The organism is Ruminococcus albus 7 = DSM 20455 (assembly GCF_000179635.2).
Lineage (GTDB): Bacteria > Bacillota > Clostridia > Oscillospirales > Ruminococcaceae > Hominimerdicola > Hominimerdicola alba.
The window spans coordinates 25,303-47,847 of sequence record NC_014833.1 but is presented as its reverse complement, the minus strand read 5'-3'; the positions used below and the strand labels follow the sequence as shown (position 1 = coordinate 47,847).

At 45.5% G+C, this 22,545-nt stretch carries 17 protein-coding genes; 6 read left to right on the top strand and 11 right to left on the bottom strand.

Annotated features, from left to right (window positions below; genetic code table 11):
- Positions 1-19: 19 nt before the first annotated feature.
- The 5 genes from rplW to RUMAL_RS00185 all read right to left on the bottom strand — a co-directional run bounded on the left by rplW (position 20) and on the right by RUMAL_RS00185 (position 2,925).
- The gene (rplW, locus tag RUMAL_RS00205) at positions 20-310 is read right to left on the bottom strand and encodes a 50S ribosomal protein L23 (protein WP_013496802.1); all 291 of its coding nucleotides are present in this window, start codon (positions 308-310) and stop codon (positions 20-22) included.
- Positions 310-933, bottom strand: a complete 624-nt coding sequence (gene rplD / locus RUMAL_RS00200) for a 50S ribosomal protein L4 (protein ID WP_013496801.1) — start codon at positions 931-933, stop codon at positions 310-312. The genes rplW and rplD overlap by 1 nt, the downstream gene beginning before the upstream one ends.
- A gap of 17 nt (positions 934-950) precedes the next feature.
- Entirely contained in the window at positions 951-1,589 is a 639-nt protein-coding gene (gene rplC, locus RUMAL_RS00195) for a 50S ribosomal protein L3 (protein ID WP_013496800.1), read from the bottom strand.
- A 95-nt stretch (positions 1,590-1,684) separates the two neighbouring features.
- Positions 1,685-1,999 (bottom strand): 30S ribosomal protein S10, encoded by a 315-nt coding sequence (rpsJ, locus tag RUMAL_RS00190; protein WP_013496799.1) that lies wholly within the window; start codon positions 1,997-1,999, stop codon positions 1,685-1,687.
- A 593-nt stretch (positions 2,000-2,592) separates the two neighbouring features.
- A complete protein-coding gene (locus RUMAL_RS00185; protein ID WP_028504504.1) occupies positions 2,593-2,925 on the bottom strand; it encodes a hypothetical protein in 333 nt (110 codons plus the stop codon).
- A 309-nt stretch (positions 2,926-3,234) separates the two neighbouring features.
- Between RUMAL_RS00185 and RUMAL_RS00180 the strand changes: the two genes are divergently transcribed.
- A complete protein-coding gene (locus RUMAL_RS00180; protein WP_013496798.1) occupies positions 3,235-3,831 on the top strand; it encodes a helix-turn-helix domain-containing protein in 597 nt (198 codons plus the stop codon).
- Positions 3,832-4,067: 236 nt separating this feature from the next.
- On the opposite strand, the gene RUMAL_RS00175 is transcribed toward RUMAL_RS00180, so the two are convergent.
- From RUMAL_RS00175 to RUMAL_RS00160, 4 genes are all read right to left on the bottom strand, one after another.
- Complete coding sequence (locus RUMAL_RS00175; protein WP_013496797.1) at positions 4,068-4,466, bottom strand: peptidoglycan-binding domain-containing protein; 399 nt, start codon at positions 4,464-4,466, stop codon at positions 4,068-4,070.
- 379 nt (positions 4,467-4,845) lie between these two features.
- A complete protein-coding gene (nifJ, locus tag RUMAL_RS00170) occupies positions 4,846-8,427 on the bottom strand; it encodes a pyruvate:ferredoxin (flavodoxin) oxidoreductase (RefSeq protein ID WP_013496796.1) in 3,582 nt (1,193 codons plus the stop codon).
- Between the two features lie 376 nt (positions 8,428-8,803).
- Positions 8,804-9,337, bottom strand: a complete 534-nt coding sequence (locus RUMAL_RS00165) for a nucleoside/nucleotide kinase family protein (protein WP_013496795.1) — start codon at positions 9,335-9,337, stop codon at positions 8,804-8,806.
- A 163-nt stretch (positions 9,338-9,500) separates the two neighbouring features.
- On the bottom strand, positions 9,501-11,807 hold the full coding sequence (locus RUMAL_RS00160; protein WP_013496794.1) for a sialidase family protein: 2,307 nt from the start codon (positions 11,805-11,807) through the stop codon (positions 9,501-9,503).
- 328 nt (positions 11,808-12,135) lie between these two features.
- Between RUMAL_RS00160 and RUMAL_RS00155 the strand changes: the two genes are divergently transcribed.
- From RUMAL_RS00155 to RUMAL_RS00135, 5 genes are read left to right on the top strand one after another with little or no spacing between them, the layout of a single operon-like run.
- Entirely contained in the window at positions 12,136-12,696 is a 561-nt protein-coding gene (locus RUMAL_RS00155) for a hypothetical protein (RefSeq protein WP_013496793.1), read from the top strand.
- 4 nt (positions 12,697-12,700) lie between these two features.
- Positions 12,701-13,453, top strand: a complete 753-nt coding sequence (locus RUMAL_RS00150) for a hypothetical protein (protein WP_013496792.1) — start codon at positions 12,701-12,703, stop codon at positions 13,451-13,453.
- Between the two features lie 18 nt (positions 13,454-13,471).
- Positions 13,472-14,413 carry a glycosyltransferase family 2 protein gene (locus tag RUMAL_RS00145; RefSeq protein WP_013496791.1) on the top strand — a complete coding sequence of 314 codons (942 nt, stop codon included), beginning with the start codon at positions 13,472-13,474 and terminating at the stop codon, positions 14,411-14,413.
- Positions 14,406-17,447, top strand: a complete 3,042-nt coding sequence (locus tag RUMAL_RS00140; RefSeq protein WP_013496790.1) for a YfhO family protein — start codon at positions 14,406-14,408, stop codon at positions 17,445-17,447. The genes RUMAL_RS00145 and RUMAL_RS00140 overlap by 8 nt, the downstream gene beginning before the upstream one ends.
- The gene (locus RUMAL_RS00135) at positions 17,440-18,240 is read left to right on the top strand and encodes a zinc ribbon domain-containing protein (protein ID WP_028504505.1); all 801 of its coding nucleotides are present in this window, start codon (positions 17,440-17,442) and stop codon (positions 18,238-18,240) included. Before RUMAL_RS00140 ends, RUMAL_RS00135 begins: the two co-directional genes overlap by 8 nt.
- Positions 18,241-18,302: 62 nt before the next feature.
- Here the strand turns inward: RUMAL_RS00135 and RUMAL_RS00130 are convergent, their stop codons facing one another.
- Positions 18,303-20,666, bottom strand: a complete 2,364-nt coding sequence (locus RUMAL_RS00130) for a CotH kinase family protein (RefSeq protein ID WP_013496788.1) — start codon at positions 20,664-20,666, stop codon at positions 18,303-18,305.
- Positions 20,667-21,254: 588 nt separating this feature from the next.
- Positions 21,255-22,517 carry a DUF1015 domain-containing protein gene (locus tag RUMAL_RS00125; RefSeq protein ID WP_013496787.1) on the bottom strand — a complete coding sequence of 421 codons (1,263 nt, stop codon included), beginning with the start codon at positions 22,515-22,517 and terminating at the stop codon, positions 21,255-21,257.
- Between the last annotated feature and the right edge of the window lie 28 nt (positions 22,518-22,545).

Genomic DNA, 22,545 nt, shown 5'->3' with positions numbered 1-22,545 from the left:
CCGTTCGTTTCAGGGGAAATTAGTACATACCGTCGAAGAATTCGATGGTCTTTTCGCCCTCAAGAGTAACGATAGCCTTTTTCCAGTCAGGGCGGAAACCTGTGTATCTGCCCATTCTCTTCTCCTTGCCCTTAACGCTGATGGTGTTTACCTTAGCAACTTTTACATCGAAGATCTCCTCGATAGCCTTAGCTATCTCGATCTTGTTAGCGTCCTTGGCAACCTGGAAGGTGTACTTTTTATCAGCGAGTCTGTCCATAGAGTCCTCGGTGATGATAGGCTTTATGATAATATCGTGAGCATTTTTCATTAAGCGTATACCTCCTCGATCTTCTTTACAGCCTCCGAAGATACGATGAACTTATCGTAGTTCAGGATATCGTAAACGTTCAGTGTGTTTACGGTAGCTGTCTTGACACCGGGAATGTTTGCAGCGCTCTTAACTACCTTTGCATCAACATCAGCAGTTACGATGAGAGCCTTGCCCTGAGCGCCGATTGCCTTGAGCATATCGACCATAACCTTGGTCTTATACTCCTTGGTCTCGATCTCATTAACAACGATCAGGTTGTTGTCGATGACCTTGGTGGAGAAAGCAGACTTCATAGCCAGTCTCTTCTCCTTTTTATTCAGAGAATAGCTGTAATCTCTGGGCTTAGGACCAAGAGCGATACCGCCGTGTACCCACTGAGGAGCTCTGATGGAGCCCTGTCTTGCGTGGCCGGTACCCTTCTGTCTCCAGGGCTTTCTGCCGCCGCCCTGTACCTCTGTTCTGGTGAGGGTGGACTGTGTGCCCTGTCTCTGGTTAGCCAGGAAATTCACTACCATAGCGTGCATAAGTGCCTTATTAGGCTCGATGCCGAATATAGCATCATTCAGCTCAGTGTCAGCTACCTTGTTGCCTGTCATATCAACTACTGCGATTTTTGACATATTAACTCCTCCTTCCACTAAGCCTTCTTCTTAACGCTGTCGCAGATGGTCACTGTTCCGTTCTTAGGACCGGGGATAGCGCCCTTGATAGCGATAAGATTATTTTCTGCGTCAACCTTTACAACTGTCAGATTCTGAACAGTAACCTTTACGTTACCGTACTGACCAGGCATCTTCTTGCCCTTGTAGATCCTTGAAGGATCGGAGCAAGCGCCGTAGGAACCTGCATGTCTGTGTACAGGACCTGTACCGTGAGTTTCCTTAAGTCTGTGGCCGTTGTGACGCTTGATAGTACCACTGAAACCGTGACCCTTGCTGGTGCCGCTGACATCAACAACGTCGCCCTCAGCGAATACGTCTGCCTTTACGATGTCGCCAACGTTGACAGCTGAGATATCAGCCAGTCTGAACTCCTTAAGAGTTCTCTTTATTGCAACGTCAGCCTTCTTGAAGTGACCCTGGAGAGGCTTATTTACTCTCTTGGCTCTGATCTCGCCATAACCCAGCTGTACAGCCTCATAACCGTCTTTTTCAACAGTCTTCTTCTGAACAACTACGCAGGGACCTGCTTCAACAACTGTTACAGGAACGATCTTTCCTGCTTCATCGAAGATCTGTGTCATACCGATCTTCTTACCGATGATTCCCTTCTGCATGATTTTTCCTCCTTATGGTTATTGGTCGGTTTCACCGACATGACCTGCTAAAACCTCGTTTTTTGAGACCCTTATGGGTCGGTCTCATTTGGAGATTACTTGACCTCCATAACGATGTTTACGCCGGCGGGAAGTTCAAGATTCTCAAGAGTAGATATCGTCTCCTTAGTGGGTCTGATAACATCTATGAGTCTTTTGTGAGTTCTCAGCTCGAACTGCTCACGGCTGTCCTTGTACTTGTGTACAGCTCTCAGGATCGTTACTACCTCTTTGTTGGTAGGCAGCGGGATAGGTCCGGAAACCTGTGCGCCTGAACGCTTAACCGCCTCAACGATCTTTGCAGCTGCGCTGTCAACTACAGCGTGCTCATAGCCCTTGATCTTGATTCTCATCTTCTCATTGACTGCCACTTAAATCGCCTCCTTACAGCAATATAAAAATTGTTTTAGGGGCAAGTCTTTAGCCAAGCCTCAGTCAATTGCACAAATTGTTGATCGCTCATTATTGTCAGATGCTCAACAGCTTGTGCAATTGACAGGCTTGTAAGACTATCCATAGTACCTGTGAGATATTTTTCTCAATCTACACTCTACCGTGTGTTCCCTGATATCCTTATAAAAAATCCCGAGACCTGCAAGCAGGCTCCCGGACCGAAATCAGGCACATGGTCATGCATTAAGCTAAAAGAGCGCAGGATATCCCACAGCTCCCTCGCAAGAAGCATAACACATACAGTGCTCGGTATTACAGTCGCCCGGTTTAAAATCGGACATACTCCGCGGAAATTACCTGACCTACTGTCAGCAACCTTCCGTTTCATCGCATATCATTTGTGTATCTCATTTAAGATACACTGTGCAGTCACGCAAGTATTATTATACACTACGTTTGCCTATTTTGCAAGGGTTTTGGGAAAATTTATACGTATTTTAGATGTAGAAATTTCGCTGTTTTTACAGTTGCTTTTTGTGCATTATTACAAGAATATTTTGCTCCTTTAGTTTTATTTCCGCATATCTATTTCGCTTATTCTTCGTTTCGCCGTTTCTCTGACTTGAAAGTCAGCATCACAAAGTAATACTTCCAAAGTTTTCCCGGACGTATGCGCATTTGCCGCTACACTTTCCCGCACCTCAACAAAAGGAGACCGAGATAGTTTATCCAGTACCCTCTCATCAACATGATGATCTGCAGCATACCACATTTTTGCTCTTTTCTTTAATATCCTGTGAGGTATCATGTTTCCAAATATTTTTTCGGTTAACTCGATCATTTCTTCTCTGTTGTAATTATCATTTTCATGTTTGATTTTGTCAAATTTTGGCTTAAATAGCACTTTACATACACCCCGGTATAACAATTTATAACTGAAATAATTTTACCATGACAATCATACCATGTCAACCAGTTATTTCAATTTATAACAAACACAAATATTATATATACTATTATTATAGTATTCACTCTCGTCATGAATTATATTTTCCCCTTGACATATCCCTCGTAATACTATATCATATAGTTATATAAACCCCTGTCAAACACTTTTGTCACCCGATTTTACGCTGTGTCAAGAGCATTTGGTAGAAATCTGCGATCACATCTGCTATGATGAGTACACACCCAAAGAAAGGAGGGTACCCGAATGGAACTCAGCAAGACCATAAAAAGACTGCGCACAGAAAAGGGCTGGTCACAGGAAACTCTCGCAGAGAAATCTTACGTCAGCCGACAGACTATCTCCAACTGGGAGAACGAAAAGAACTACCCCGATGTTCACAGCCTGCTTATCCTCAGCGACCTGTTCGGCGTGTCCCTCGATGAACTTATCAAAGGAGATGTTGAAACTATGAAAAACACGATCCACAACAAAGATGCATATGCGCTCAAACGCGCCCAGTGGTGCGGCGTCATCGGACTGATACTGCTTATGGCTGTTGTTACCCCCATCTATGAACACTTCGGTACTGTCGGTATGGTGATAGGCAGTCTGCTTGCAGGGGCACTAGCTGTATTTACTTTCATGTCATTCCACAAAATGGAAGCTATCAAATCCGAACACGATATCCAGACACAGCGAGAGATACTGGCATTCATGAACGGTGAAACTCTCGACGATATCGAAAAAGCAAAAGAACAGGAGATACGCAAGTCCAACCGCCGCGGAATGATAGTTGCACTTGTGATATGTGGCATAAGCATCATCGTGACTGCTGTACACCTTATTAAAATGGCGCTCTGACAGACTATGTACTGTTTTTATCGCAAAAACTTTGGGGCAACTGAGGAAAGTCTTTGAAAACACTAAGGAGTATATATCCGATTGAAGAACTTGAAAGCACAAACAGTTTTTGGGTGTAGCTGAACTCTGTCCTTAAACACACTTTTTGACCGAAAGAGTACGGAAATAGAAAAGTCGGAAGTCAAATATTGACTTCCGACCAAACAAAAATTATAATTTCATGTGTCTTTCAACAATCAATAATTAAGCGCTTCAAATGCCCTAAATGTATCAGGACCAAAGTCGCCATCTACTGCAATGCTAAATCCCGTTGTCCTGGAATAATATTTATTGTAGCTTCTCTGGAAATCAGCTACTGCTGAACTAGTCAACGGACCATAACTGCCATCTACATCAAGCTTATTAGAGTTGAAATAATAATTAATTGCAGCCTGTATCCACTTAACCTTACTTGCGGTATCACGCCTACCACCAGTTGGTCTGGTATAATTCCAATAGGCATTGTCGTAGTTTGCAGCGCTTGCAACAACAGCTGTATTGATCATAGGACTATTTTTCACGGGAATCACAGAAGCAGTTCCTATAACCGCAAGAGACAGTGTTACAGCAGAAATCCTCTTAAGTACTTTGTTCATATTAACCACCCTTTTTGATTAATTATTTAGGTTAACTCTAACCTATGTTTTAATTATACAATAAAAACAATTCGCTGTCAATACTCTAATATTAAATTCAACTATTTTACCAAATAGTCAGATTAATTATTAATATATTAATTTCTAAATTTAACAAGAAATTATTTATAAAAAATCAATCTTACTATCGATATGCAAATCGAATTGTGTATATTGACATACCTTTTTGTTTTCACCAGACATCACCGTATATTACTCTCACCCTTTCTTTAGAAAGGTTTTCCCCGGTAAATCCTGCAGTACGTTCGATAATTCGTTATTTATAAAAAAACCGCCGCACCCCGAATGGAGTGCGGCGGTAATTATTTACTTTTAAGAATTACTTCTCATCAGCAGTGTTGTAGAGCTTAGCATATCTCAGCAGATAGTCATATCTATCCTTAGCGTTCTGCTCAGCCTTAGCAAACAGCTTCTCAGCTCTCTCAGGGTTCTGTCTAGCGAGTGCGTTGTAACGAACTTCGCCCATGATGAACTCTCTGTAATCAGCAGAAGGAGCCTTGGAATCCAGGATGAAAGGATTCTTGCCTTCAGCCTTCAGACGAGGATCATATCTGTACAGATGCCAGTAACCAGCCTGAACAGCCTTCTTCTCCTCGGTCTGAGCGATCTTCATGCCGCCCTTGATACCGTGGTTGATACAAGGAGCATAACCGATGATGATGGAAGGACCATTGTAGCTCTCAGCCTCGTGGATAGCCTTCAGGCACTGGTTCATGTCAGCACCCATAGCAACGTGTGCAACATAAACATAACCGTAAGACATAGCTATACCAGCCAGATCCTTCTTCTTAACTTCCTTACCAGCTGCTGCGAACTGTGCGATAGCACCGGTAGGAGTAGACTTGGATGACTGTCCGCCTGTGTTGGAGTAAACCTCGGTATCGAATACGAAGATGTTTACATCCTCACCGGAAGCCAGAACGTGGTCAACACCGGAGAAACCGATATCGTATGCCCAACCGTCGCCGCCGAAGATCCACATGGACTTCTTAGCCAGGTAATCAGCATCCTTCAGTATCTCATCAGCTGCAGCGCTCTTGGACTTCTTCAGAGCAGCGATCAGCTCAGCGGTAGCAGCCTTGTTAGCAGCACCGTTATCAACTGTGCTCAGGTAAGCCTCAGCAGCTTCCTTAACAGCAGCAGCCTTGGTGGTCTTGGAGAGTTCAAGAACCTTAGCGATAGTTCTGTTTCTGATTGTGGACTGAGCCAGGAACATACCGTAACCGTACTCAGCGTTATCCTCAAACAGGGAGTTAGCCCAAGCAGGACCCTTGCCATCCTTGTTGGTGGTGTAAGGAGTCGAAGGAGCAGAACCACCCCAGATCGAAGAACAACCAGTTGCGTTAGCGATGTACATTCTGTCGCCGAACAGCTGTGTGATGAGCTTAGCGTAAGGAGTCTCACCGCAGCCTGCGCAAGCGCCGGAAAATTCAAGCAGAGGCTGCTTGAACTGTGAGCCCTTAACAGTAGTCTCCTTGAACTTCTCAAATACCTCAGGCTTCTCAGGCAGAGACTGAGCGTAGTTGAATACTTCCTGCTCAGCAAGCTGGCTCTCCAGAGGCATCATGTTCAGAGCCTTGTTGCCCTTCTTGCCGGGACATACGTTTACACAAGAACCGCAGCCTGTGCAGTCCAGAGCAGACATAGTCATAACGAAGTTGTAGCCGGGCATACCTGTTACGGGTACTGCCTTATCCTGTGCCAGCTTAGGAGCCTTCTTCAGCTCGTCATCTGTCATGATGCTGGGTCTGATAACAGCATGAGGACAAACATAAGAGCAGAAGTTACACTGGATACAATTTGCGCCGTCCCAAGCAGGAACGTCAACAGCTATACCTCTCTTCTCGAATGCTGCAGAGCCCTGAGGGAATACACCGTCAGCCATATCCTTGAATGTGGATACAGGCAGCTTGTCACCTTCCTGAGCGTTGCAGGGGATCTGGATGTTGTTAACGAAGTCACGCAGAGTCTTGTTCTTCTCCTGCTTCTCGCTAACCTTGTCCATGCCCATTTTGGTATCCTTAGCCTTCTTCCAAGCAGCGGGTACCTTGACCTCAACTACCTGCTGGCAGCCGGCGTCGATAGCGTCGTGGTTCATCTTAACGATAGCTTCACCCTTCTTGGAGTAAGAAGCAGTAGCAGCGTCCTTCATGTACTTGATAGCGTCTTCCATAGGAATGATGCCGGAAAGCTTGAAGAATGCAGACTGGAGAACAGTGTTGATCCTGTTGCCCAGACCGATCTCCTTACCGATCTTAACGCCGTTGATTGTGTAGAACTTGATGTTGTTCTCAGCGATATATCTCTTCACCTGACCGGGGAGGTGCTTCTCAAGATCAGCCTCATCCCACTGGCAGTTCAGCAGGAATGTTCCGCCGGGCTTGATGTCGTTAACGATGTTGTACTTGCTGATGTATGACTCGTTGTGGCAAGCTACGAAATCAGCCTGGTTGATCAGGTAAGTAGACTTGATAGGAGTCTTACCGAATCTCAGGTGAGATACTGTAACACCACCGGACTTCTTGGAGTCATATGCAAAGTAAGCCTGTGCATACAGATCGGTGTGGTCACCTATGATCTTTATGGAGTTCTTGTTAGCACCAACGGTACCGTCAGCACCCAGACCCCAGAACTTACAAGCAGTTGTGCCTGCAGGAGCGGAATCCAGCTTGCCCTCGCTCTCCAGAGAGAGGTTGGTAACGTCATCATTGATACCCAGTGTGAAACGAGGCTTGTAGGAATCCTTCCAGCTTGCGTTCCAGTATACAGCCTTGATCTGGTCAGGAGTTGTATCCTTTGAACCCAGACCGTATCTGCCGCTTGCTATAGGTACATCGTGGAACTGTGTGCCCTTCAGTGCAGCAACAACGTCAAGATACAGAGGCTCACCCAGAGAACCGGGCTCCTTGGTTCTGTCGAGAACAGAGATCTGCTCAACAGTAGAAGGCAGTGCAGCTACCAGTCTGTCAGCTGCGAAAGGTCTGTAAAGTCTTACCTTAACAAGACCCAGCTTTGTGCCCTCGTTAGCGTTCAGGTAATCTATAGTCTCTTCGATAGTATCACATACAGAACCCATAGCAACGATTACATGAGTTGCATCGGGAGCACCGTAGTAGTTGAAGAGCTTGTAATCTGTACCGATCTTAGCATTGACCTTAGCCATGTAATCCTCAACGATACCGGGAACAGCATCATAGTAAGGATTGCAAGCTTCTCTTGCCTGGAAGAAGATGTCAGGGTTCTGTGCAGTACCCTTCAGGATAGGATGCTCAGGATTCAGAGCGTTCTTTCTGAATTCCTCGATCTTCTCGAAGTTGGTCATCTCTCTTACATCTTCGATATCCCAAGTTTCGATCTTCTGTATCTCGTGAGAGGTACGGAAACCGTCGAAGAAGTGCAGGAAAGGAACTCTGCTCTCGATTGTAGAGAGGTGAGCAACTGTACCCAGATCCATAACTTCCTGTACGTTGGAAGAACACAGCATAGCGAAACCTGTCTGACGGCAAGCATATACGTCAGAGTGGTCGCCGAAGATGTTCAGTGCGTGGGAAGCTACGCATCTTGCGGAAACGTGGATAACGCAGGGAAGAAGTTCGCCGGCGATCTTGTACATATTAGGGATCATCAGCAGCAGACCCTGTGAAGCTGTGTAGGTGGTAGTCAGTGCACCTGCACTCAGTGAACCGTGTACAGTACCTGAAGCACCTGCCTCAGACTGCATCTCTGCAACCTTTACGGGAGTACCGAACAGGTTCTTCTGACCCTTAGCAGACCACTGGTCTGTAACCTCAGCCATAACAGAGGAAGGGGTGATAGGATAGATAGCAGCAACTTCTGTAAAGGGATATGATGCCCAAGCAGCAGCGTTGTTACCGTCCATGGTTTTCATTTTTCTTGCCATTTAAACGATCATCCTTTCTACGGGCGGACAGCCCGATATGATTTGAGAAACGTTCTCTCAAAAGGTCAGCGTATATATTCTGGCATAACTAACAAAACGTATACGCGTTAACTCTTATAGTATAACACGTTTTTTTCGGTTTGTAAAGACCTTTTTCGGTTTTTTTGCCCTATCCGTGAAAAATTTAACAGGTAAGATTTGTGCAAATTAGTTAGTATACCCTAACCCAATTTCGACATTCAGACATTCTCCTGCAATGATCTGATATAAAAATCCCCCCGGTCTTACGGCTGGTAACCATATAGAAGTTTTGCCCCCAAGCGTTTATGCGCTCAGGGGCATTATATTTTATACGGTTGCTAAGATAAATCAGAAGTTAGCACCTTAATATTATTTCCATAGCTTCATTGATAATTGTTTCAAGATCGTTTGCACCGTCGATCACATAGTCGGAATTCGGTAAAATTTCTGTCAGCATCTGAACATAACAAACTCTTGCAGCATTCAAGTATGTATTCATTTCATTACGAATCTCATCAGCAGAAGCCTCTTTCATATCTCTAAGCACTCTACGAGCCATTGCGATGTCTAACGGCGTATCAATAAATATACAGCAGTCCAGATAATCTTTCATCATTTTATTCTGATATGCAAAGGGATAATCCAACAGCAGATAATCATACTCTCCACTATTGATAATCCTTTCAACATCTGCTTTTAATGGTGACAAGTCCCATACATTATAGAATTCCTCAGCTTTCGATACCCATTTTGTGAAATCATCAGGTTCTCCGTCGAATGAGTAGTCATCAAAGTGAAGCGAGGTTGTCCTTGGTAACCTATCTTTAATTGCATTGACAACTGTTGTTTTCCCACCTGCTGTAACTGCTCCGATCGCTATTATTTTCATTGTATGCTCCTCCAAATCCCGGTTTATATTCGTAACAATTATAGCATAGCATTGCAGCATTGTCAATAAAAACGCCATAGTACTTCTGACTGTAGATCAGAAATACCATGGCTTAAAATTTCTATATGAGTATCTTTCTTACGAACGAGGGGAGTTTATTATATCACTTAACATCTCCACGGATTATACCGCGGCCGTTTGTGCTTATATACACTCTGCCGAAGTGCTTCGGGTCACCTGATATCACAGGATTCACGTTGCCCCATTTGTGTGCATCGTCGTTTATGCGCTTCCATGTTGCTCCCTTGTCCTGAGATATATATACGCCGTACCCGTTGTCATTCACCTGACCCAGCATATATATCGACATATAATCTCCGTCCTTTTCAGCCTTGCCAAAGCCTATCGCTCTGCAGTCACGGATCTCCGCTGACATATTATTAAGCTCACCCGTCTGTGTATCCATCAGGAAAAGCCCGCTACCTATGTTTATCCACAGATCACCCTCAGCATCGGGACATACCTGCATGGTAAAATTCGATACAGGCAGTGTCGCCAGACTATTCCAGCTTTTACCCTTGTCAGTGCTTATGTATACCGCACCGTCAAATGCCGCATAGAACTTGTCGGGATCCACCTTGTCGGTCTCTATCATCGCCGCCGAGGGTACACCCTCACACTTCGTCCAGCTATCCCCAAAGTCATCGGTGATGAATACCCCCGCACCTGCAACACCTGCCGCATAGAGTATGGTACTGCCGTCTGCCGAAAGCTTTACAGAACCGCCGCCCTTTTTATCAACACCCTCGGGCAGAGTTTTAACCTCCTGCCAGGTAACAGCACCGTCTTTAGAATAGTATACCGTACCGCTTCCTTCGTCCGTCGCCCTTACTACTATATTATAGTCCATCGCAGCACAGTCGATATCCGTAGACTTGAAATCACCGAAATGCTCCTCGGGACAAACATTCGCATCCTGATGTCTGAACCCGTAGATATCTCCCATTATGGAATAAAGATCCGGTGCATTCTCATCGTTGGGCATAGGCGAAACAAAATCGAATATCGCCGTTTCCTCAATGCCCATAGCGCGAACTTCTATATTTACAGGTTCTTCATTCACCTTAGTCAGGTTCGTGGTACCGTAGATAGTCGCACCTGTGCCGTACATTATCTCATCCTTGTTGAACGGGTCTATTGCCACACCCGTCATCCACCAGCCGGGTTTCAGCTGACCATGCCATTCAAGCCATCCGCATGAGGATATGTCCATAGTATAATTATCTACCTTGCTGTTGTTCTCATCACGGTACCATATACTTCCCCATGTCTCACCGCCGTCAAAGCTGACAAATATATTGTCCCCGGGTGCCCAAAGATCAAGGGTGGTGCATACTATCATGGCAGGATCATTCGGGTTCACCGATATACCGCCGTATCCGCATTTCACTGACGTATCGGGAGTTATCTCCTTCCACTCTCCTGTTTCTATGCTGTACTTCTGTATCGCACCATCGGTAGCACCGTTGGGTCCTATCTTCATGGACCACAATGTGTAAAGATACCCGTCCGAGCTTACCTCTCCCTGACAAGGCTTCAGCTGCTGCCTGTCATCACCTGTCATCGCCGCCGTTGGATTCTCTATACCCATCCATGTTTCTCCGCCGTCATCCGAACGGTATATGTAGCTGCCTTCCGCAGCCGCAACACCTGCGAATATTGTCTGCGTAGCCTTGCCGGATCCTCCGCTCGATCTGTCAAATGCCACAAAGGTTATGCCCTGTGCATATCCGTCCTCTGAATATCCTCCCTTAGTCGGGAAGCTCTTTACCTCAGCCCATGTCCTGCCGTAGTCCTCCGACTTCCAAAATCCGTCTGCACGTGAACCGAAGTATATTATAGAGTTGTCGTTGGGATCCACCTGCAGCCTCTCGCCTGCACCTCTGCCGACTTCGTTGCCGCCGCATCCGAATGGAAGCTCGAATATGCCCCAGTTCTTACCGTAGTCATCCGAATAGAATATTGCTCCGTTCGCATTGGAGTAGGTGCCTGCCGCTATGTATACCCTCTCAGGCTCCACAGGGTCGGTGGCGATACTTTCTATACCCATATAGTTCCAGTCATCACCGCCAATGAAGTCTGTTATGCATTCCCATCTGCCGCTGTCCTTGTTCAGTTTATATGCACCGCCTATATCAGTGCGGCAGTATACAAGTCCCTCCTCCGTGGGATTGTAGATTATGTTCGGCACATAGCCTCCTCCGACTATCTCCACATTTGACCATTCCCAGCCCGTATCAACAGACTGTCCGTTGTAATTGTCGTTTCCGCCCGATACTTCTTCACCGCTGTCACTTTTATCCTGACTTTTGCTCTCACTGTTTTCCTTCTTGTCACCGCAGCCTGAAAGCACCGCAGCCGAAAGCATTACCGCACATATAACAGCCGCATACCTTTTTATATCCTTCATCCTTCATCCTTCATCCTTCATCTTTCCTTTCAAATATCTCAAACGTACCGATACTGAACTATTGCACTCATTATACAATAATTCAGCTTAAATGTCAATAAATTAGCAATATAATGACATTTCGTAAAATAACAGCAACAAATACTTCTCCTTGATTTTAATTGGAAATATATACCATTCTACCGTATAAAAAACGCAACCGATATTAACATAAGTGCAATCGCGGAAGTATTGACATTCAGGGGAAAATAGCTTATAATTATATCATCGGAAGGGGATAATATCCCATAGACGTAAAATGTATCGTATAAGAACGGAGGTATGATTTATGTTTGGAAAAACTTCGTTTTTTGATAAGGAAATGAAAAGAGCAGAAAAAAGCGCGAGAGCTTTTGCAAAAAGAAACAGAAAAGAAGCTAAGGAAGTCGAGGATATTATGAACGGTAAGAAAAAAACTTCTATGAGCTATTATGAGGATACAAATAAGACCGGTTCTGCGGGTAATGAAACTCTGCAGTTCTTTATGGGATTTTTACTGCTGGGCGGCGGACTTTACTGGCTGCTCAACTCCTTTACAGTATCCGCAGGCAGAGGACTGGGCTTCGGTGCAGGTATGTACAGCCTGTTCGGTATGCAGATATCAGGCGGTGTTATGCTGATACCCCTGCTGTTAGGCATAGGTCTTATCTTCTTCCTGGACGGCAAAAAACGCTTTATAGGCTATTCCGTTGCAGCACTGGGATTACTGATAATAGTAATATCCCTCCTGTCATCTTTGCAATTCCATGCCAGATACGGCAATACCCTCTATGTGTATGTGCTGATGTTCGGTATGATATTCGCAGGTGCAGGCCTGCTCATCAAATCCACCTTCAAGAAAAAGGGCTGAGTTAATGTACCTGATATTTCTGGGAATGACATTATCGCTAATTCAGCTGCCTCTTGACTGGTCAGCAGGTTTCCTGCTGAAAGCCATCGGCGCCGCTATGTGTATGGCAGGCGCAGTTGAGCTGAAAGAGCTGTGTGTCAGACAGTATGGATCACTTAAATATGATAACGATGAACGACCCCCTGTCCGCATTAGCGGGCTTGGGGGTATCGCGCTTTGTAAATATATAAAAAGTATCATATCGGATAACGGACGTGAAAAGGCTGCCATGATCCTGCAGAAAAATGCGGTCATCGGTGTGGGTGCAGCACTGCTCAGCGCAGGCATATCCGCGCTGTTTGAATTCATCGTAAAAGACCGCACTGCTGTTGGAAATATAACAGCCTGCTTGCTGGGTATGATCAATACTGCCCTCGCTCTCAGGCTGACTGCAGGTATCACTGCTTTCTTAGAAGCAGGCAACCATGTGACTGAAAATAACAAAAAACTACAGCTTACCGATAACCACACAGATATACTCCGCCTTAAAGATATCTTCAATAAGGCGGCACTGTGTATCACGGTGAATCTGTTAAGCGATATCATCAACCGTCTTACGGATGTTCAGGGGATACAGGACGTTTCGGGAATGCTGGCATTTCTAAGCAAGCTGACTGCATACATCATGGTGATATCCTTTGCTGTAAGGGCTTATTCCGTAAGACAGGGCATAGTAAGAAAAAACGGAGAGTATATTGAAAAGTCCGAAGAAATATGATATACGGGAGTGAGTGTAATGATATCTGTACTTATCCCTGCCTATAATGAGGAAGGTAATGTTGAGCGTACTGCCGCTGCGGTGGGCAGTACAATGACCAAAAATAATATAGATTATGAGATAGTATTCGTAAACGACGGTTCGGCTGATAAGACCTGGGAGAAAATGAAAACTCTCGCAAAAGCTGACAGCCATATCGTCGCTGTGAATTTTTCGCGTAACTTCGGCAAGGAGAGCGCTATGTTTGCGGCACTTGAAACTGCCAAAGGCGACTGCGCCGTTATCTTTGACTGCGATATGCAGTTTCCCGTGGATACAATAGTCGAGATGTACCGTATATGGGAAAAAGGCGGAGTCGATATCGTAGAGGGCAGAAAGAAAGACCGCGGCAAGGAAAACCTTATGTACAAGGGATTCTCCCTGCTTTTCTACAAGCTTATCAGCAGTACAGGCGGACTGGATATGCAGGACGCTTCGGATTTCAAGCTGATGGACAGATGCGTTATAGATGCACTTAACCGTATGCCCGAAAGACTTACTTTCTTCAGGGCGATGTCAGGCTGGGTAGGTTTCCGCACCGAAAGGGTCATGTTTGAAGTCGCAGACCGCGAGATAGGACAGTCAAAATGGCACGCATCACAGCTTATAAAATTTGCCGTGAACAATATCACATCCTTCACCTCTGCACCTTTGCAGATAGTGACCATATTCGGCGTGATAACTTTCCTGATATCGGTGATACTGGGTGTTAACACGCTATACAATAAATTTTTCGGTAATTCCGAAGCAGGTTTCCCAACTGTCATAATCCTTCAGCTGCTGACATCGAGTATAATAATGTTCAGCCTTGGTGTGATAGGATATTATATCGCCAAGATATACGAGGAGATAAAACAGAGGCCAAGGTATATAATAAGGGAAATAGTCAGCAACAGAGAGGATAAAGATAATAATGGATAATATACAAAAGCTCTGCCCCCCCGATAAGAGGGGCAGCTTTTTGCGAAGATGCGTTGAAGGCATAGGCGGATTCTGTATAGACAGAAGGCTGTACTTTGCGGTATTCTTTCTTGCCGCAGCCATAATGTACGGCTCCTATGCATTTTTCAGGATACACCCCATAGGCGACGGCTCAGTGCTGGTGCTTGACCTTAACGGACAGTACGTCTATTACTATGAGCATTACCGCGAAGCTTTCTGGGGACGCGAAAGCTGGATATATAACTGGTCGAGAAATCTCAGCGGTGAGATGTTCGGAATATTCGCCTACTATCTGGCAAGCCCCTTCATGATAATAATAGCACTTCTGCCGCGGCACATGATGCTCACCGCTATACTTATCATGCAGCTGGCAAAGGTCGGCACCGCTGCCGTAACATTCTGCTTCTTCCTGAAACGCACAGCAAAACACCCGCCTAAAACAGTTTCACTGATACTATTCCCGCTGATGTATGCACTCATGGCATTCATGGTGGTGCAGCTAATGGACCCTATGTGGCTGGATGGACTTATCTATCTGCCGCTGATATGTCTTGGAGTACGCAGGCTGGTATACGAGGGCAGGCTGCTGCCATATATAGTACCACTTGCACTGATGTTCATAGCCCATTTCTATATAGGCTATATGGTAGGTATATTCACATTTTTCTATTTCTGCTATGTATGCCTTTCAGACCCCGAAAGAGCACTGCCGAAAAAATTTATACTGAGATGTCTTGCCTTCGGTGCAGGTACCGTTATCGCCCTTATGTGTGCCGCATGGATACTCATACCCGTATACAACTCACTGAAGCTGGGCAAGTTTGAATTCACAGACCCCGATTTCTCACTGGCTACTCAGTTCGATTTTCTGTCACTGATAACCAAGCTTTTCCCCATGACCTATGATACCGTATACCCCGAGGGTATGCCTATGGTATACTGCGGTACAGCTGTGCTGCTGCTGGTACCCCTGTATTTTATGAATGACAGGATCAACGTCAAGGAAAAGACTGCCACCGGTGTACTTACCGTTATCATGACAGTGCTTATGTATATAAAGCCCTGGGATATGGCTATGCACGGTTTTCAGGTGCCTAACTGGCTGCCCTTCAGGTATTCCTTCATCATCTCGTTCCTGCTTTTATGTATGGCATTCAGATCCTTTGAGGAACTGGAAGGAATAACCGCAAAGAATATCGGCGGCGTGTTCTTCGGGCTCATGGTGTTCCTATTCTGGTGCGAAAGGGAAAACTATTCCCACTTCAAGCTGTTCGTCACACGCAAAAGCGAAAATGGTGACCCCTATAATGTGATACAGGGTATATGGGTCAGCATGATAGCTCTTATCGTATACTTTGTACTGCTGTATCTGATACGCAGGTACCCGCGTTCACGGGGAGTTGCTTTCTCCCTTACCCTGGTGCTTACTGCCGAGCTTTTTGCAGTGAATATAGATACTATCAAAAAAATAGATATTGATGTTTCCTATTCAAAGTACAGCTCATACGAGCCATATATGTCCGACCTGAAAAAGGCTGTGGATATGATAGAGAAGTACGACCCCGACCCATTCTACCGTATGGAGGCTACTTTCCACCGTACCGTAAATGATGCGATAGGTACGGGCTATAAAAGCCTTTCACATTCCAGCTCGACCATGAATGCCCCGGCTCTTCTCATGCTGCACAGGCTTGGCTTTGCCTACGGCGGACATTATACCAAATATGACGGCGCTACCCCAATGACAGATGCAATATTCGATATCAGGTATATTATGGACAAAACGGGAAATGATATGTTCGTAAGCAGCAAATATAAAGTGCCTGACGAGTATAAGCTGAAAACCGAGATAAGCATTGATCATCAGAAGGTAGTTGACGGCGAAACAAAGACCGTACCCACAACTTTCAAGTTCTACAGAAATCCCAATACCCTTGGTCTTGGTGTTGCTGCAAAGGGTGATATCAAAGAGGTAGCCCTGAACGATGATGACCCCTTCAGAAATCAGAACATACTGTTCAATGCCCTGGCAGGTGAGGACTATGATTTCTTCACACCCGTTGACATAATCAACAGCGATATTGAGAATGTCCTCACTATAAGTACTACCGACGATCATATAAAGTACTATCCCGCTGATGACAGCATCAAGGAGTGTCATGTCGATTACGTAGTGCGCATGGATAAAGACAGTGACCTTTATATGTATCTTCCCACAAAGTATGAAAGAAGCTGCAATATCTGGTACCAGCCAGAGGATGACTACGTTGATGACGCTTACAATATGGAATACGTCGGACAGTTCTTCACAGGCGATAACTACTCCATAATGAAGATAGGCAGATTCCTGAAAGACCAGGAGATACGTGTGCGCATAACTATCGCCAATGAAGATAATGAAGCTTACTGGCGCGATAAGCTGTTTTACAGCTTTGACTACGACGGTTTCTCCAAGGCAGTTGAAAAAATGCAGGACAGCGTATTTGAAGTAACCGATTTTGCGGATACCGAGCTTGCAGGAAAAGTCACTGCCGAAAAGGACGGTCAGATGCTGTTCACAACTATCCCATACGAAAACGGCTGGACGATAGAGGTCAACGGAAAGTCCGTCAGACCCGAAAAGGCAGTTGATGACAGCCTTATCGCCATACCCCTTGAAAAAGGCGAGAATATCGTTAAAATGAAGTTCTCACCCAATTACTGGCGGCTGTCACTTATTATATCCATATTCGGTGTAATACTGCTTATCATCGTAGCCCTGGCTGATATCGGACACGGAAAGTATCTTCGCAAGCTGTTCTCTCATACCGAAAAGACCCCTGCACCAGATGTACCCCTCCCAGAACCAAAATACAGCGGCGCCGAGGTACCCGAACCCGTGATGATAGAGATATCCGATAACGATACCTCTCCCGACACAAAGACAGAAAATGCTGTTGACAAAACAGCTCAAATAGGTTATGATAATAATACTAAAATAAATAAGGATAAAGGTGATGTTGACAATGGCTAAAAATGTCTGCAAGAAAAAATTGACTTACAGCGGCGGCGGAGTATGTGTAATGACCTGTATCGCTGCACTGCTGGCAATGTGTGCTCCCGCAGGTAACTACATTGGTGGTCTGCTGTACACTCAGTTCTTTTCAAAACAAGTATTTGATATGTCATTTGAACTTGATACTTTTCTTTATAATAATATTGCATATATCCCTATGGCACTGTTCTCGCTGGTTATTATGTTCTGGGCATTCTCTGCCGCTAAATACAAGCGCATGGGCAGAGAGTTCGGCTGGGTGAGTATATTCATGAGTATTACTCTGAGCCTGCATCCCGCTCTGCTGCTCTACATTTTATCAAAAAAAGATAATTTCATAGGTGATTATTTCAATAGCAATTACGACAGCGATAAATTCATCGGCTCAGTTATTCTCGCAAAGATATGCTTCCCCATCATCGCAGGTCTGCTGATACTCATAGCAGGTATCGTTGTACTAGCCCGTATAGGCGGAGAGGACTTTGTTGTTGAGGTCCCGCGCAGAATCAAAAATAAAAAGGAAAAGGTACAGACCGTCAGCACCCCTGAATATACTGCTGTACCAGAAAACAGTGAACAGGAAAGTGCTTTCGGCTTCGGTGAGAACACTCAGCCCGTTCAGGGTCTTACAGGTGAAACAAAGCCTGCTACCTACAACGAAGACCCGAATGCTGTTACTCCAAAGCGCCCCTCAGTAAAGCTTTGCCCCAAGTGCGGCGAACTGGTAGGCGATGACGAACTGTTCTGTTCAAACTGCGGATACAGGATGTAAAATACCATATACAGCAAAATGGAGGACATCAAGTCCTCCATTTTTTATGCCCTTATATATCCTTACTCTGCCTTGATCTCAGTATCGCCGGTCATCTTTATCACCAGTTTACTGTCATTGACCTCGGTGGTATTTCCGTTCTGCTTAACTGTCCAGGTCACTTCACTGTCTGCTTTCAGTATAAGCTCACAGTTGTTGAAATACCGCCCCTCAAAGCCGCTTTGTATACTGAGCCCGTTAAGGGTGATATCCTTATCAGATGTCACTTTTACTGTTTTCGCCCTGCCAAGGGTGTACCTATGGCTCAGATCCTTTATCAGCTTTTGCTGCCGTCCGTCAAAGAATTTACTCATTCTTGATATCATGCCCATAGATGACCTTTCCACAGTGCGGTAGGTAGGAAAACGCAGAAAATACGCATACATCTCAGGCAGATATTCCGCTTCGTACCTTTTCTCAAAGCTACTTGTACGCTCAGCGGTATACAGTATATTTCCCATATCCATAAGCCTTGTTGTCAGCTTTGAACGGAATTCCTCATTCTCCAGCAGACTTAGTATCATGCTGTTCAGCGGCTTTTTTTGTTTTTTCTCCAGATACTCAAATATATCCGTTTCCAAGCTTTTCATATTATAATGGCAGGCACATGATTCGGTATCAAACAGGAAGAACCTCCATTTGCCGTCACCGTATATACTGCCGTCCGTTGAACGCCAGCAGCCGTAATTGTTCTGCGGCCAGTCATCATTGAATATATACATCTCCACAGCACAGTAGTCTATAAAGCAATCCATATCCATAAGTTCACAGGCACGTCTGTAATTATCATCAATGCTCATATCGCTCTCCGATATGAATTTCTGCATATTGCTGTAGCTGATCTCGTCGGGATCCATACCCTCATCAAGTTCATCGTTCTTGTATATGGCTACACTGTCCTCATCTACTCCGTAATGCCTTGCAAAATATTCCTGTGAATAGTCCTCCTGAAGCACATACATACCCCAGTATTCACCGTCGATGAAAAGCACACATGGTCTGCCTGACTGTGTTGCTGGCAGCAGACAGCTTGCCATATCCTGTATCATTATATCCTTGAATTTCAGGTAGTTGGAATCATTACCGCCGTTTCTCAATACAAATGTTGAAAAGCTGTCATCATCCCTGCCATCTGCGGTTTCAAGCCCCTGCCAGAAACTATATCCAAACTTCTTGCTTCCGTAGTCCGAACGCGCAAAGAACCTGAATGATTTCTGATAATCAGCCCTGGACCATCCTCCCTGAATACGCATACCTGCATCCTGAGTGAATACAAGACTTCCGTCACTCTCAAAGAACTGCAGGCAGCAGGGACGCTCCCACTCCTTACCCCTCTGATTATAGTTTGCAGGGATAGAGCCGTTATACAAATGATCGGGTTCAGTAGGGTAGTAATCCTCATATACCTTTCCGCGGACGTATATGCCCGTTTCGTGATCGTACAGTGCTGCAGGATCTGTCACCATAGATATCACAGGCATACTGCTGTGATCTTCGGTTGAAAAGCCTACAAAGTATGAAGCCGTACTTACCTTTCCCCATCCGCCGTCTGTATTCCTTGCGCAGGCACGTATGACAGTGCCCTTATCAACATCCTCGTCCTTGGGTAGTTTCACCTTTCCCACGCGGTATTGCAGCTGTATCTTCATGGGGTCTATAGCTGAAAGCACATTCTTTTCCCCCGACCTGTCCTTTACTTCCAAGGGCTTTGAATATATCTCCGCCGTATCGGAAGTTCTTGGGTCTGTTCCGTCAGTAGTGTAGTATATCCCTGCAGAATTTGCAGCTGTCATTTCCAGCATGAATCCTTTTGGATAAAACCCGCTCTCCTCCGAAAATACAACCTGTGAAGCTTTTTTATCCCGTGAATTTTCACTGCAGGGAGTCGGCACAGTTATATAAGCGCCGTCCTCGCCCGAACATACCGTGAATCCCTCGGGTGTCGGTTCGGCTGTCAGGCTGTCTATGACCTTGCTGCCGCTCTTTATCGAAATTGTATGTTCCTCTCCTTTGGGTATCTTTATATCCACCCAGGGTATATCGCTGTCATCAAATCCGTTTTTAGTACAGTATATCAGTGCATACCCATGTGCAGGAACGCTCCCTCCGCTGACAGCGCACTCCTTTCCGTCCTCACGGACGATTGTATAATCCTTCAGGCTGACTTCTTTATCGTTGGGATTGTATATCTCCACCCAGTCGCACAGCTTACCCTTGCTGTCACGGTGCGAAGCCTCTTTGAACTTACCGTCGTTATCCGCACATATCTCGCTTATAACAAGCTTTTTCGGAGAAAGCAGTATCACGCAGGCGATAACGATACCTGTCACTGCCAAACCCACCGCTGAAAGGACAGCAATACATTTTTTATCATATTCTTTTTTCATTACCGCCCCACCTTATCAGCAATATTCTGATATTTCATTATACTAAATTTCCCCCAAAAAGTCAATTCCCCCTAGCCCGGGATGCCGCCTCGTCACTTACAATGCAAGTACGGGTAATTTGTTTCTCGGTGTCCGTTGTCAGCCATTACGGAAAAAGAGTTCCCCTAGCCCGGGATGCCGCTTCGTCACTCACTATGCTAGTACGGGCAATTTGTTTCTCGGTATCCGTTGTCAGCCATTACGGAAAAAGAGTTCCCCTAGCCCGGGATGCCGCCTCGTCACTTACAATGCAAGTACGGGTAATTTGTTTCTCGGTGTCCATTGTCAGCCATTACGGAAAAAGAGTTTCCCTCGCGCGGGTACGCATTACGTCACTTACTATGCAAGTACGGGCAATTTGTTTCTCGGTGTCCGTTGTCAGCCATTACGGAAAAAGAGTTCCCCTAGCCCGGGATGCCGTCTCGTCACTTACAATGCTAGTGCGGGCAATTTGTTTCTCGGTATCCGTTGTGTGCTGTGACTTTATTATAAGATACCTGACATATAAAAAAGCAGTCCGCTGAACTGAACGGACTGCCTTTATTCTTATTACTTTATTATCCTGCGTGCCTCAACATAGAAACGCTTATCTGCCGCGTGACCCATTGAGAATGTTTTTCTCGGCAGTGCACCGTCCTCAATGACCGTTGGGAACAGCTCGTCCTTACCCATATCGGGGAGTAAGAAGCCTATGGAATTTTTCTTCTTTGAAAGCTCTTTTACTACATCCGCACCGTGTATGTAGTCGGTCTTTCCGCCGAATTCCTTAGTATAGTTATCCAGGAAATTCTGCAAAGAGCCGACAGTCAGCTTTGAAGAAGGTGCGTGTACATAAACCTTTTTTTCCTCGCCGTTGCGCACTATAACGAAGCCCTGTTCGCTCTCCTTATCGGAAAGCTCCAGCTTTTTCGTCAGTTCATCCACCAGCTTATCGGCATCCACCTCAGTAACTATGCGGTGTATCGCTTCAAATTCCAGTGCAGGCGAATGAAGATTCACAAGCTCCACCAGTGCATATCTTGCAGGATGTCCCGAAAGATCAGCAGCAGGCTCTGCACGTTTCAGTGTTTCATAAAATTCCTTAGCTGTAGCAAGGGAGTGGTTTCCGTCACCCATAGCGTAGGTGAGGGGCTGTCTGCCTTTTATACCGTAGCGGCGTTCAAAAGCCTCCTGCTTTGAAAACTGCTCCAGATGACTCAGCACGATCTCCTCGTTTTCCTTATCCAGCAGCCAGCCTGTTATATGTCCGCCGCCCTCCATAAGGTCAAAATCGTATAGCTTGGTGAATTCGTCTTTCTTATCAGCCAGCGGTTCAATGATGCGTTTCTTCACATCATCTATGAGTATCATTATATGCGGCAGCTCCACAGGTGCGCCCTTGCGTATCTTTATACGGGGCGGTATACGTTCGATAACAGTAGCCTCCGTAGCCCTTACCTGAGATTCGGAGCCTTTGTAGTATTCGTACTGCTCCAGGTCTATCCCGCCGATAAGACCTGCTCTCACTCTGCCGTCGGACTGCACTCTCTCGATATATATCATAGCATCCTTGTATTCTTCAAATACACCTTTTTCAATATATTCATTCATTGTGCGGTGTATCTTGTCTATGCGGTAATCTACTCCCGGCTGTTCCAGGTATACCTCGGGCAGGATAAGATCATAGGCGCTTTTAGCATCCCCTACGTACTTTTCAACTCTGTCCCAGTATTCCGGTTCAGAAGTGTACTGGTCGCAGGCAACTACAGCCCATTTTTTCATATCCGTATCCTTTGGCAGAAGAATATCCGCCCCTCTGAATGCTGTTGACATTTTTTCCACGCTCCGTATCTTAAATAAT